Consider the following 13552-nt stretch of genomic DNA (forward strand, 5'->3'; position numbering starts at 1 on the left):
GCCTTCTGCTTTCTTAAACTAAGGTGACTGATTCAACACCCACTTCAACCACTGCCTAAAAGAACTTATAGTATTCAAACGATGGACTCCAGGCGCACGGGTGGCGGCGAGTCCATCAACGGCGACTAATGCGGCGTATTGCAAGCCCAAAAAACTATCAACTGCTGCATAAGGCCCACCTAAAGTAATAGCCCCAGCAGCATACATTTGACCTCTATCACTACGCATTTCTACTAATTCAAAATTGTTCGTTACAGTCAGTCGCCCCAAGTGATTTACTGGGAGGTTGTAATGTTTTACCAAATCTGCTATGAGGGGATTAGAATCTACCTTGGCATCCAGTCCAGTAGCATCAATAATAAAGTCAGCTAGCAATTTCATTTCCCCAAAGCTTTGTTCTCGAATACGGGTAATAGTCCGGTTTTGGGCATCTCGTTCTACATCCAAAACTTCACCGAAGGTAATTTGATACCAGCCTTCGCTTAACCCTTGGGCAGTAATTTGCTGCCAGTCTTGGCGGTCGGCGGTGGTAGTTCCACCCCAGTCTGCTAGTAAGCGTTTGCGTTCATCGGGGGTGGCTTTTTCTAACATTGCTCGGAGTTCGCCGCCCCAACAGGCTTTCGGCCAGTTAAAGGGTTGAAATTCGTAATGATTTTTGACTAGGCGCTGGGTATTTTGAAATTTGTTGCCTTGAGGTTTTGGCGATCGCATTAAATGCAAAACTGCAATATTCCGATTTCTTTTTCTAGCTTCATAAATGCGCTGTACAATCCGCGAAGCCACAATTCCCCGCCCCCGAATCAATACCGTACCACCTTGTTGCTCTAGTTGCTCATAAACATGATCGTGTGCTTCATAAGCATTGACGACAGATTTAAAGTCTTGATATTTTTCCCTATAAGCTTGCAAATCTGGGAGAAACTGAATTGCTGGATACCCAGTAGCTAAATGTAAATAACGACTAACTAAAAAAGCATAATTTCCTGGGGCGCGAGAATAGGCTATACAATATCTGCCATCATCAGTTTTGCGAATTCCCCTAACTCGTCCATAGCGATAAATTTGATTCCAGCCAATGCGCTTCGCCTCCCTATCTATGGAATCAAAGACATTACCCGCACGAGGAGTATAAGTTTCTGCAAATGTAGGTTCAGCAAACACTTGCCACAAATAACCCAAGTTGCTGGTTATCGACTGATATGCACTTGTTATCACTCAATTCATGCGATCGCGTACAACAAAGTTGGTGCCTAGCGCCAACGTGCCGATGCCATTGTTGCCAGCATTCAGCTACTTAAATGCCTATTAGTTGTATAAATTACTTATTCAATAAAAGCTTGTTGAAGAGTAAAAGAAAAAATGAATGCTTGTAGCTTAAGTAAAAACCCTTGATAAGTGACTGCATGTATTGATTTTGGAAAAACACAAGTGATACTACTAAACACAGTTTCGATATAATGCCGAGTATGTTGTTTAATATATTGATTCCAAGGCTGGTCTTGACGCTTGGAGTTCTTTTTCCTCATGACTTTTAAAGAAATGTGACTTGTTTGTTCCAAGTCATCCTCAATCGTGTAGTCGGTGTAAGCTGAATCACCATAAATTTCACTACCAGGTGGTAGATTCAAGGGTAAGGCATTTAAAGCACGTACATCGTTGGCACTACCAGGCATAAACACAAATTCGACAGGAATACCATTTTTGGTTGTTAATAACTGAACTCGAACCCCGTAAAAATATCGTTTTTTCGATGCGATGTAACCTCTATACTGCGCCGACTGTATTATTTTTACATTAAAGATACGGATGTTATCGCAGATGGGCACTGGGAACGAGTCTAAAAGATATTCAGTGGAATCACTAATTTCCTTCAGTGCCATTCCCACTTGATGAAACAAGTCGTTGATTAACATTGAGACACTGTGTAATCTCCGGTTAAATCGTGACTTTTCTAACATATTAGATATCAACTTATGTTCTTTCATATAGGTACAAGCCTTACTATGATTACCATTAAAGAACATCGCCGATGTTATTGCCGTTGTAATAATTTCTGCGTCATTCATCTCTCGACGACAATCTTCATTATGCCCAATCGCCTTTAACAGGTCGTCTATGATAGCATATATGGAAATTATTTCGTTTAGCATTTAGCCCTCCTAATTTTCTCTTCTTGGAGGGCATTTTATTGCTTTACTGTCCCAAAGCGATCGCCCATAAGAGTAACTAGCAACTTGGGTTATTAGTCAAATCTTCAAAAGCCAAAGCAGAGTTACTTTGTTTGGCATCCCGAACCAACTGTTTCGAGATATTGTGATTCAACCACTTTTGGAACCTTTGTTCTCTGCCGGAGAGCCTTCGCAACAGTTTTCTGGAACTGCGCGTGCGTTTGCTTTGAACATTGGATCTGACCTTACTATATCGGTCACGAGTGTTTTGAATCTGTTTACCACTCCAGGAATCACCATTGGAAGTGGTCGCTATGTCGCGCCTACCGAGATCGACCCCAATTACTTTTGGTGTTCTACCTGTGGGGTTGGTGGGCAGGTCAACACAGATATTGATGTAGTAATCCCCGTGTTTTGTTTTCTTGAGAGTAGCAGCCGTTGGAAACTGCCCTTTAAGCAATGCCAACTGGTAATTACCAATACTCAACTTGAACTTTTTGCGGCCACACATCAAAGTAACGCCCACAGTTTGCAGTTCTTCCAAGTACTGAAAAGTCCGAGCATCCAAATTAATAGATGTTGGTCTAAACTTGTGAACTTGTTTAACTGCCTTGGCGTTACCAATCACACGGCGAATCGCTTGACAGACATGGTTTGCCTTAATGCCTGTAGATGCGCGTACTGGCTTATAAACCAAGTGGTGAAGCTTGGTAGTATTCCAGCATTTTTCACGCTTTGCAACCTCCAATATCTGATTGCAAGCATCAGCAAATCCCTGCAAAGTGCGATCTATTTCAGAACGCAACTCTACAGGGACTTGAATCTTGCATTTTACCGATATTGTTTGCATTGCATCCACACTAGAATTCATCCAATTATATCAGAGAACACAATGTACGAACTAGTGGTTAGCAAAGTATTTGCTAATTGCTCAACTGTCCCCCTCATTGTTTGTGCTGACGCACAAATTTACTCAGGGGACGTTTTGCAATTAGCCCTCCATTCCTCTCACCGCCAAACTGAGTACAGTTTTGGCGGGAGTCTCCTGGAGGCTTGAGATGAAGTGCTTGCACAGCCACATTTTGTGCCTGAAACGCTAGCGGCGGGAAATTACTCGTCAACGGCGTTAGCGGCTGGGCTATAGGCAAGGTGGGGTCTGGAAGATTGGTATTTGCGTTGAAATGAATCGTTGATGGAGGGCTAGTATCTGGTGCGGGTACGTTAGCAGCAAATGTCACTGTTATTAAATAGGGGCCAATTTGCAACGTATCCCCATTAGCTAGAACACTGCGCGTTTGTGGTTGACCGTTGACATACACACCGTTAACGCTGCCTTGGTCAATCACTACTAAATGGTCTTGTTCCCAGTCAATTAGGGCATGGTAACGAGAAACTTCGTTACTGTTAAGCAGCATCCGAGAAACCCGTACTCCCCTGAGTTCAGCAGGTAAACGAGCGAATTCTCGACCAAAAGCGATCGGCATACTCAACCTTGGTTGTCGCCGTTCACCCGTCGCTAAATCGTCCCAACTCAATTGGATTTGTTCATTAGTCATTAGTCATTTGTCATTTGTCATTTGTAATTGGGCATGGGGCATTGGGCATTGGGCATGGGAAAAAACTCTTGTACAGACGCGATTAATCGCATCTCTTCTAATTCCCTGCTACTAACACACTCACGGCCGCAGCCAAAGATGTCCCACACCAATGACAGCCAATTTGTAGATTTTCTCCTGGGGAAACTTTATGACATTTGGGGCATTCTAAGCCATAAACTCCTGGTGTTGGTGAATACTGATGATGTCCAATATGTACTGGTGGATGGGGTGGCAGCAAAATTGTTGCTGGAATGCTAGCCGTGGAAACGTTAGTAACGTTGAGTTTTATTTGTCCCAAAGAGATACTAGTGCCTTGAGTTAAAGGCATTTCACCTTGGACTAATTGTCGTCCATCGATAAGGGGGGGATTTTGCGATCGCAAATTCCTAATATAAAAGCGTTGTTGCTGGTGATGAAAAAATATTTCAACGTGTAAACCAGAGACAGTAAGGTGACTCAGAACAATATCGCACCGCAGTGGATCACGACCGATGCGGACAGTGCCAAGATTTTTACTTGGCTGTTGTTCGTAAATGTTCTGAGTTTTATCTTGGCCTGCATCGTGCCACTGTAAAGTTAGTGCGTTCATTGTTCTAACTTCGTAAATCTTATTTAGCTACTTCAACTTCTTTCTGTGCGATTCCTAACACGATTGAGTTGGTGCAAGCAAGTATTTAGAAAAAACTTCAACAAGATTTATTTAGCCGATGCTAATTTATCAGCGATGCGCGTAGTTTCTGGCAGCCGATATTTGGGCGTACAGCGTAATACATAGTCAATCGCTGTCGGTAAACTAACTCTATGGCCACTGGAGATGTAGAGAGGTTTTACTCCTGTGCGTGTGCGTAGAACTGCCCCAACTGTTTCCCCTTTATATATAAGTGGTTGCTTGCTGCCTTTTGTTTCTGGCAATTCCTCATACTTGCCTACCAACCTGGACTTGGCTACACCAATTGTCGGCATATCTATGAGTAATCCTAAATGGCTAGCTATACCTAATCCACGGGGATGGGCAATTCCTTGACCATCACACAAGATAATATCTGGTGTTGTTTTAATCTTCTCCAAAGCATCGAGAACAGCTGGAATTTCCCGAAATGAGAGGAACCCAGGAACATAAGGAAAGGTCGTAGGACGGTGTGCTAGGCTTGTTTCGATTACTTGCAAATCAGGAAAACTCAGTACTGCCACAGCTGCACGGCTAATGGTTCCATCAGCTTCAAAACCCATATCCACTCCAGCAACGTACTGAATAGGTTCTTGCAGTTGATCCTCAGTAATTACTTGATCGCGCAGCTTTTCTTGGATAGCTATGGCTTCTTCTAGCGTCGAGGGCCAAGCATGATCTCGATAAAACTTCATATTGATTGAAAACTTAAATTAAGAATTAAACTGATTAATATTAATCCTGTTATGACAAGCACAAAAATAAGAGTTTTTGATGTTGATACAGGGAAAATCTATTTTTTGCAAAAGTCTGTGAATGACTATCTTTATCCTAGACATATTAGCCAAGGTTAGCTGATATCTTGCATCATAATGTTACTTAAGGCTGTCAAGAGGGAATCCTGAGAATATAAGTTTATTTTTTTAGATTTTCTCTTTTACTGGTTATGACACAGCCAAATATTCTGGAACTTGCAAAACAGGGAGATGTACAGGCGATCGCATCTCTGATGAACCGCCACCTACACCCCAAAGGGATCACTGCACAGGTTGCCTTCCAAGATAGTTGCTTGGAGGTAATACTAGAATCTCCCCAAGTACTAAATCATGAAATTTTAGTTCCATTTATCCGCAAAGGGTTAACCGCTTTAGGGGCTGCATCTATTGAAATAGTGAAAGTTTACGGGCAACAAACGGGTCAAGAGTTTCCAGCTTGGAGTAAAGAGTTTAATTTAGGCATAGCAGAAGCTGAACTAGAATTAGTAGATGATGAACACTCTTCCAGTAATCCTCAACCCCTAACTATTTGTATTAACTTAAGCGGCGATACTGCACTGGGATTAACAAACCAAGATTTTGAATTTATTGCTAATCAAATTAGTAATGATATTTTATCATCTTGTTCTGAAGTTTTTATTCAAAAAGTAAGTATTAGTAATGGTAGTTCTGTAATTACAAAGGAACGTTAGGATTTAATTTGCTCACGCAGAGTCGCAAAAAAATTCTAAAATTGTCTTTTTTGCAAGAAGTATAATAAATTCAAGTAGGTTTTCACTATAGCACTTAAAAACTTAAAAACTTTTGAAAATGTTGTTTTTACTTGAAAATAGGGAACCCTGAGATAGAAGATATTATCTCAGTTTTTCGGATTTATTGGTTATGACACAGCCAAGTCTTTTAGAACTTGCTAAACAAGGAGATGCTTAAAGTACAAGCTAGATGCGATTAATGCATCTACCGAGTGGCTATCAAGTGGTCGAGAGAAAATATATCCTTGTGCGTGCTTGCATTTTTTAATTTGAAGCTGTGTTAATTGCTCTCTTGTTTCTATACCCTCGGCTATTACATCTATGTTAAGACTTTGTGCTAGGGAAATAATCGCCTGAACAATTTCCAAGTTTTCTCCATTAGCACCAATGTTGATCACAAATGAACGATCAATCTTTAATGCACTAAAGGGAAAATGGTGTAGGTAACTCAAGGATGAATAACCTGTACCAAAATCATCTAGATGTAACTGAATGTCCATCTGTTGTAATTCCAAAAGCATAGTAGTAGCTGAATCAGAGTTTTCCATCAGTACGGTTTCAGTAATCTCCAACTTTAAACTGCTGCCTTGTAGACCAGAATCTAGCAGAATTTGGCGAATTTCCTCAATCAAATTGGGGTGGCAAAACTGTTTACTAGAAATATTTACACTGATGGTTAAGGGTGGGTTAGTAGGAAATTTCAATTGCCAAGTCCGCATCTGACGACAAGCTTCGCGTAACACCCAATAACCAATCGGCACAATCAGCCCAGTTTCTTCTGCTAAAGGAATAAACCTTTCTGGAGAAACAAATCCATCTTCAGGATGTTGCCAGCGCACAAGAGCCTCAAAGCCAATAATCTGATAAGTTTCTAACGAGACAATTGGCTGATAGTAAACCTGAAATTCTTGGCGTTCAATTGCCCGTCGTAGATCCATTTCTAACTGTAATAACTGGGCAGCTTGAGTGTACATACTAAAATCAAATATTTCATAGCGTGCTTTTCCTAATGCTTTAGCACGGTACATTGCAATGTCAGCGTCACGGATGAGTTCTTCTGACAGATTATAAGTGCTTGTGCCTAAAGCGATACCAATACTTACAGTAGTAATTACTTCATTTCCACCAAGATTAAAAGCTCCTGTCAAAGCTACATTTATTCTATTGGCTACATTTTTTACATCATTTAAATCTTTGATATCATCTAATAGGATTGTGAACTCATCTCCACCTAAACGGGCAACTGTATCTCCTACACGGAGACACCTTTCTAATCTGCGTGCCAGGCCCATTAGCAATTGATCCCCAATTATATGACCAAGGCTATCGTTGATAACTTTAAAGCGATCCACATCTAGGAACAGGACAGCGAATCTGTAGTCTGAATGACGTTTTGTTAGCGCCAGCGCCTGTTCCAACCTTTCGACAAATAAAGCACGGTTTGGCAGTCCAGTTAGTGAATCGTGAAAAACATCATGAATTAATTGCGCTTCGGTTTGTTTTTGCTCCGTAATATTCAACACCGTACCAATGAAGCGGATCGGTTTTCTGTTTGTCTCAAAGTAGGCTTGCCCTTTCGCTCTCAGCCAGCGTTCAACTTTATCCTGAATGCCGATTGTTCGATACTCAGTGTCATAAAAGCCACCCGACGCTGGGTTAAGCGCCTCTTGAATAATTTCCTGAAGACGATCGCGGTCATCGGGATGTAAGCCCTCAAAAAACGTCTCTATACTACTCTCGGCATCGGGCGGTAGCCCAAACATGGCTTTGCAGCCAGTATCCCATTTCAATTCTCCTGTAAGTAGATTCCAATCCCAAGTTCCCAATTGAGCAGAGGCGATCGCCATCCGCAAGCGGTCTTCATTCTCCCGCAGGGCTATCTCAGACTGTTTGCGTAAGCGAAGCTCGTCGTAGACATCGCTAATATCTTTGAACAGGATGGCCACTTTGTGCATCTCTGGATGCTCAATGCGAAACGCATAAACATCAAACCAGCGATTCATTGCCTCAGAGCCATTTTCAAAGCGAATGGGTTCACCTGTTAGAGCGACTCTGCCATAAGTCTGAAACCAAAATTCTTCTAGATTAGGAAGGAGTTGGCGTGCCGTTTTACCTACTGCCTGTTGGAATCCGGTTTGTTGCTCAAATGCAGGGTTAATTTCTAGGAAACGATAATCAATCGGCGTATTGTTTGCATCAAACAACATTTCAATAACGCAAAACCCGTCTTCCATCGTTTCAAACAGCGTGCGATAGCGTTCTTCAGATCGCCGCAGGGCTTCATCAATTTGAATCTGCTCAGTAATTTCTTGACAAACGGTATTGATGCCAATTATCTGCTCGCCATCCTTTAACGGTAAAAAGCTCTCCAACCACACACGCTCTACTCCCGGTTGTGCCGGAGTTTCCCCCCGAATTTCGACGTTTAGTAACGGTTCTCCCGTTTCTAAGACAGGGCGGAGCAACTCTTCGGCAGTATCAGCGATGTTAGGCAATAACTCTCGAATTGTTCGCCCAATGTGTTCCTCTACGGAAAATCCATTGATCTCTGCCAATCGCTGGTTAATCCGCACAAAGCGCAGGTTGGTATCAAGAACGTTTAACCCGATTGGGGCAGACTGATAGATGCTTTCAATCTCAGCTAGTTGCCGTTGCAGTATTGCTTTGCTTTCTTGTAACTCTGCTTCTACCTGCTTGCGATACGTCATGTTTTGGGTGAGTACCATGCCTGCAAAAATCTCACCCTGCTCATTGCGGACAGGTAAAGTATGTACTTCATAAATCTGATTGGAGTAAAGCACTTCCTGGATTGAAATTTGACCCACCAGTGCCGCACGATACATCGGCTCAATTTGCTCACAGGTTTCTGGAGGCAGGACTTCCCAAATGGTTTGCCCCACTAGTGCCGTTCCATCTAATCCCAATTGTTTGATTTCACTACCTTCAATGAGTAAAAAGCGCAGATTATGGTCAAACAGTTGAACTGCACCATTAAGGATATGTTGTGTCAGCGTTCGATACAAGGCTTCCCGTTCTGCCAGGACTGCATTTGCCTGTTCTAACTGGGCAGTCCGTTCGGCAACGCGCTGTTCTAGTTCCTGGTTGGCGCGTTGTAGGGCGGCTTCGGCCTCTTTTTGCTGGGTCATGTCACGGGCAACGCAGTATATCAATCCCCCGACAATCTGCGGTGATGCTGTCCACCTCAGCCATCGGTAGCAGCCATCTTTCGTCCGGTAACGATTTTCGAAATTGAGCGTTGGTATCCCGGTTTTCACCTTCTCCATTTCTGCTAATGTGGCGAAGTGGTCGTCTGGATGCACGAAGTCTAAAAAAGGACTGGCTAATAATTCTGCTTCTGAGTGGCCGAGGGTTTGGGTAAATGCAGGGTTGATCCGCTTAAAGTAGCCATCCAGACCAATGACCGAGAGCAGATCGAGCGATCGCTCAAAGAAAAAGGCTTCTTCGGATAAAACCAATCCATTCACGGGTGAAGCAACAGAATTTTTAGAGGTCATAACAGAATAAGCTAAAGCAACTTCTAGGCATTTATCAACAGCCCAAAGTATAATTATTCTCTTTTCTCTACTTATTTGGCTATTTATCAGTAATAAAGAATGCTAATTTGTGAGATGTGCGTAGCTTGCCGCTATAGGCATCGCTCTTATTTTGACCTACCTATCTGAAATGTGATGAATCTATGCTTTAGAAGGATATCCAGTTAATTATCCCTAGCTAAAATTTGAGAAGAAGAGTACTTTTCCCCAAAGCCAATCATGACAGAAGGAAAGACGCGGCGTAATTTCCTAATTACTAGTATTGCTGTAACTGGAGGTATTGTGGCAACTAATACTTTTGGGCAAAATACTACCAACACTGCAACACCACCAGCAACTATGCCAGAACGGGTGTTGGGACGCACAGAAGTAAAACTCCCGATCTTCGGGTTAGGAGGAGCAGGAATAACGCCACTATCCTGGGAAGGAAAAGAGGGTGATGCTACAGCAATTATTCAAAAAGCGCTGGAACTTGGCATTCGCTACTTTGATACAGCCGCTAGTTATGGGCCGAGTGAAGATTATTTAGGTAAAGTGCTACCATCCCATCGCTCAAAGGTATTTCTAGCAAGTAAGACCGATCAAAGAGATCGGGATGGTGCATGGCGAGAATTAGAGCGATCGCTTAAACGTCTCAATACAGATTATCTTGATTTGTGGCAGTTGCATCGCGTTTCTTTTTCTGAAGAACTCGACACTATCTTTAGTTCATCTGGCGCAATTAAAGCTTTAGAAGAAGCCATAGAACAAAAACTGGTGCGCTTTGCAGGTATTACCGGACATCACGACCCTCAAGTGATTGCCGAAGGCTTGCGTCGCTATCCTTTCCACACTACACTGATTCCTGTGAATGCTGCCGACAAACACCACCCACATCCATTTATTCCCGTGGTTCTACCAGTTGCTCAAGAAAAAAATGTTGGTGTGATTGCGATGAAAGTCCCGGCTTATGGTCGACTGTTTAAACCAGGCGGGTTGACAGGTATGGAGCAAGCTTTAGGTTATACAATGTCTCAGCCTGGAGTACATTGTTGTGTAATAGCGGCAGAGACTATTGCACAATTAGAGAATAATGTCAAGATAGCGCAGGCTTTTGTGCCTCTTAAAAAGGAAGAATTAACAGCGATCGCACAACAGACTGCTAATATCTGGGAAGATAGTACATTCTTCCGTGCTTGGACTTAGGCCAACCTTGCCTAAGTTCCTAGCAAAATGGACTCAAACAAACTTTGCGTTCCTCTGCGCTATACTTTGCGTCCCTCTGCGTTTAAATTACAACCCTCAATTCGCCCTGATTTTACGTAAAGCTCTAAGCCCAACCTTGCACATATTACAGAGTGAATTCTTACCAGTCACGCTGATAATATTGTGCCGCTTGCGACATATTAAATTGTAATAGCTTCTCCTGTCCCAACTTGTATTGCAAACTCGGCTTAAAAGGCGAAATATTCAAATTGCGAATAATTTCTGCCGCCACAGCCTTTGCTAGTAAAGGTGGTACAGAGTTACCAACTTGCCGAAATCCGTGCCATTTAGTTACATGAAATCTAAACCAATCAGGGTAAGAATGCAATCTCGCCGCTTCTCTAACTGTGATACAGCGCGGCGTAATTGGATGAATCGGTCTAGGAGATGTGAAAGAACCCCTATACTTATCTGTTCCGGCTCTTAAAGTATTACAGACACCAGCAGGATGCAGCTTATAAAAACGACTAATTTTTTCTCTCTCGCCTTGTTGAGTCTCCTGAAAACGTTGAATAGTTTCCGCAGAATGTTTTGTTCTTAAACTTGAAGAAAGTATTCGCAAATCATATTCTCGTTTGTAAGAATAATCATCATCTAGGTATTGCATACCACGAAGTATAAGAGCATAGTTACTAGGCTTTTGGTATTCTGCTACAACCCAATCTCTTGTTAATAACTCTGAATATTTTTCTATTTCAGGTAAATCTCCAATTGCATCCAACACTGTAGGACTTAATGGAATATTAGATATTTTTTTAGAATTTAAATTATTTGGTAATGCTTGTTTAGTAATCGGCTGAGGATATTTCGGTAACTTTACATCCTCCCTTGCACCTATGAGAAATAATCTCTCACGGGACTGTGGTACTCCGTAATGTGCAGCGTTGAGAACTTGGTAATTTTCTTCTACTTTGTAGCCGTGAATTCTAAACTCGCTAATTAAGGATTGGAGGATTTGTTTATGTTCGCCAACTGTAATCCCCCGAACATTTTCCATTACAAAGAACTTTGGTTTTAGCTCAAAAACCAGCCGATGAAAGTGAAACACCAAAGAGTTTCTAGGATCATCAACAGCCCGTTTACCAATTAGAGAAAACCCTTGACATGGTGAGCCAGAAATTACCACATCAATTTCGCGATCGCCAATCTCAGACCGATTCCGAATTTCTTCCCCGGTTGTATCCACAACACTTTTACATAACACTGAGCAAAAAGGGAAGTTAAACTCATGTGTTGCACAGTGGATGGGGTCAATCTCCACAGACGCTAGTACATCAAAGCCAGCTTGTTCAAAGCCAAGAGTCATACCCCCCGCGCCAGCGAATAAGTCAACAGCGATCGCTCTTTGTTTTTTCATCTCATAAGCCATGACACCTCTAAATGGATTAGGGATTGGGGATTGAGTATCGATATTAAATATACAAAATTTTCCCAGTCCCCAGTCCCCAGTCCCCACTCCCTACTCCCCATTCCCCGCCACCATTTGCAAAATTTCTTGAGCAACGCGATCGCACACCCCAACTTCTCCTAAACTTTGCCGCATTTCTTGATAATCCGCCAAAGTTTGCTCTCTGCGACTGGGATTGAGTAGCAGTTCCATCGCTGCTTGGATAATATTCTCTGGTGTGGCTTGCTCTTGTAAAAATTCTGGCACAATCGACTTCATCACTACTAAATTAGGTGGTGATGCAAAGGTTACAGAACCTTTGAGGATTTTACGAGCTATCCAAGCAGTCAGGGAACTTAAACGGTAAACTACAACTTGCGGCACATTTAACAGAGCAAGTTCGAGGTTGACAGTACCAGATTTACTAATGGCTAAATCAGCAGCAGCAAAAACTTCCATTTGTTGACCTGATATAATTGTCGCCCGTAAACCGTAACGCTTAATAGCCTGCTCAATTGGCTGTCTATAGACTTCCAGCGATAGAGGAATCCAGAAATGAACTTCAGGTAATTTCGCTTGAATAGTTTGGGCGGCTTGAAAAATTACTGGTAAAAGATATTTTAATTCTTGGCGGCGAGAGGCGGGGAGAAGTGCGATCGCAATTTGTTCTGGTGCAATTCCCAGTGTTGCACGGGCTGCTTGGCGACTAGGAGCATCTTGCATTCGGTCAACTAAAGGATGCCCTACCCAACTAACTTTTGCCCCTTTCTCACGAAAGTAACGGGCTTCTTGTGGGAAAATTGCCAACAGCTTATCTGTAAAACCAACAATCCGCTTAGTTCTACGCAAACTGATTGACCAAGCCCACTCTTGGGGAGCAATGTAATACACCACAGGCACATCTGGTAATTGCTGTTTCATATAAGTCCCAATTTCCAGATTGGGAGTCATATAATCGATCAGCACCACTAAATCCGGTGGATTTTGTTTTAAGAAAGCGATCGCCTGACGTTGCACCCGGAGAGTTGGTAAAAGATAAGGCAAGCCTTCGAGAATACCCATTGAGCCAATACTACTGGTATTTCCCAACAAAATTGCCCCAGCCTCCACCATTTTTTCGCCACCCAGTGCCACAATCTCTAATTCCAACCCAATCGCTACAGCTTGACGCTTCAGCGCTGTAATTAGCAGCGACCCTTGTAAATCGCCAGATACTTCGCCAGTGCTGATAAATATCCGCATTTGATAATTGGTAATTAGTAAAAACTTAGAAATAAATAGTTAGCAGTGAATATTTAGGAATGCGGAGTTAAAAATTTAATTCATCAATTCCTAACTCCTGTAGAGACGCGATTAATCACGTCTCTACTCCCACTTTTGTACAGACGCGATTCATCGCGTCTCT

Annotated in this window: 9 protein-coding genes and 2 pseudogenes; 2 read left to right on the forward strand and 9 right to left on the reverse strand. The window is 42.5% G+C overall.

Annotation, left to right across the window (positions count from 1 at the left end):
• Positions 1-18: 18 nt before the first annotated feature.
• The 6 genes and pseudogenes from CDC33_RS01075 to nfi form a co-directional block, all read right to left on the reverse strand.
• Positions 19-1179: pseudogene (locus tag CDC33_RS01075) on the reverse strand (FHA domain-containing protein); the annotation flags it as partial.
• A 143-nt stretch (positions 1180-1322) separates the two neighbouring features.
• Positions 1323-2150, reverse strand: coding sequence for an IS982 family transposase (locus tag CDC33_RS01080; RefSeq protein WP_109006873.1), 828 nt, complete (start codon positions 2148-2150; stop codon positions 1323-1325).
• A 76-nt stretch (positions 2151-2226) separates the two neighbouring features.
• Positions 2227-3039: a transposase gene (locus tag CDC33_RS01085; protein ID WP_244919099.1), complete on the reverse strand. Its 813-nt coding sequence runs from the start codon at positions 3037-3039 to the stop codon at positions 2227-2229.
• Between the two features lie 187 nt (positions 3040-3226).
• Positions 3227-3724, reverse strand: a pseudogene (locus CDC33_RS01090) (FHA domain-containing protein); the annotation flags it as partial.
• Positions 3725-3821: 97 nt separating this feature from the next.
• A complete protein-coding gene (locus tag CDC33_RS01095) occupies positions 3822-4355 on the reverse strand; it encodes an FHA domain-containing protein (RefSeq protein ID WP_109006916.1) in 534 nt (177 codons plus the stop codon).
• Positions 4356-4462: 107 nt separating this feature from the next.
• Positions 4463-5128: a deoxyribonuclease V gene (gene nfi / locus CDC33_RS01100; protein WP_109006917.1), complete on the reverse strand. Its 666-nt coding sequence runs from the start codon at positions 5126-5128 to the stop codon at positions 4463-4465.
• A 251-nt stretch (positions 5129-5379) separates the two neighbouring features.
• Here nfi and CDC33_RS01105 point away from each other — a divergent pair, with 251 nt between their 5' ends.
• Positions 5380-5901 (forward strand): hypothetical protein, encoded by a 522-nt coding sequence (locus tag CDC33_RS01105; RefSeq protein WP_109006918.1) that lies wholly within the window; start codon positions 5380-5382, stop codon positions 5899-5901.
• A gap of 218 nt (positions 5902-6119) precedes the next feature.
• Here CDC33_RS01105 and CDC33_RS01110 read toward each other — a convergent pair whose 3' ends face one another.
• Entirely contained in the window at positions 6120-9476 is a 3357-nt protein-coding gene (locus tag CDC33_RS01110; RefSeq protein WP_109006919.1) for an EAL domain-containing protein, read from the reverse strand.
• Between the two features lie 258 nt (positions 9477-9734).
• Between CDC33_RS01110 and CDC33_RS01115 the strand changes: the two genes are divergently transcribed.
• The gene (locus CDC33_RS01115) at positions 9735-10700 is read left to right on the forward strand and encodes an aldo/keto reductase (protein ID WP_109006920.1); all 966 of its coding nucleotides are present in this window, start codon (positions 9735-9737) and stop codon (positions 10698-10700) included.
• A 160-nt stretch (positions 10701-10860) separates the two neighbouring features.
• Here CDC33_RS01115 and CDC33_RS01120 read toward each other — a convergent pair whose 3' ends face one another.
• Both CDC33_RS01120 and lpxB read right to left on the reverse strand, forming a co-directional pair.
• Positions 10861-12129, reverse strand: a complete 1269-nt coding sequence (locus CDC33_RS01120; RefSeq protein ID WP_109012390.1) for a DNA cytosine methyltransferase — start codon at positions 12127-12129, stop codon at positions 10861-10863.
• Positions 12130-12219: 90 nt separating this feature from the next.
• A complete protein-coding gene (gene lpxB / locus CDC33_RS01125; protein ID WP_109006921.1) occupies positions 12220-13389 on the reverse strand; it encodes a lipid-A-disaccharide synthase in 1170 nt (389 codons plus the stop codon).
• Between the last annotated feature and the right edge of the window lie 163 nt (positions 13390-13552).

Source organism: Nostoc commune NIES-4072 (assembly GCF_003113895.1).
In the GTDB taxonomy this organism is placed as follows: domain Bacteria; phylum Cyanobacteriota; class Cyanobacteriia; order Cyanobacteriales; family Nostocaceae; genus Nostoc; species Nostoc commune.

What these genes read in the sequence shown, in the direction of transcription:
- CDC33_RS01105 (WP_109006918.1), top strand. Translation starts at nt 5,380, where the DNA reads ATGACACAGCCAAATATTCTGGAACTTGCAAAACAGGGAGATGTACAG.
- CDC33_RS01120 (WP_109012390.1), bottom strand. Translation starts at nt 12,129, where the DNA reads ATGGCTTATGAGATGAAAAAACAAAGAGCGATCGCTGTTGACTTATTC.
- CDC33_RS01110 (WP_109006919.1), bottom strand. Translation starts at nt 9,476, where the DNA reads ATGACCTCTAAAAATTCTGTTGCTTCACCCGTGAATGGATTGGTTTTA.
- nfi (WP_109006917.1), bottom strand. Translation starts at nt 5,128, where the DNA reads ATGAAGTTTTATCGAGATCATGCTTGGCCCTCGACGCTAGAAGAAGCC.
- CDC33_RS01095 (WP_109006916.1), bottom strand. Translation starts at nt 4,355, where the DNA reads ATGAACGCACTAACTTTACAGTGGCACGATGCAGGCCAAGATAAAACT.
- lpxB (WP_109006921.1), bottom strand. Translation starts at nt 13,389, where the DNA reads ATGCGGATATTTATCAGCACTGGCGAAGTATCTGGCGATTTACAAGGG.
- CDC33_RS01085 (WP_244919099.1), bottom strand. Translation starts at nt 3,039, where the DNA reads ATGAATTCTAGTGTGGATGCAATGCAAACAATATCGGTAAAATGCAAG.
- CDC33_RS01080 (WP_109006873.1), bottom strand. Translation starts at nt 2,150, where the DNA reads ATGCTAAACGAAATAATTTCCATATATGCTATCATAGACGACCTGTTA.
- CDC33_RS01115 (WP_109006920.1), top strand. Translation starts at nt 9,735, where the DNA reads ATGACAGAAGGAAAGACGCGGCGTAATTTCCTAATTACTAGTATTGCT.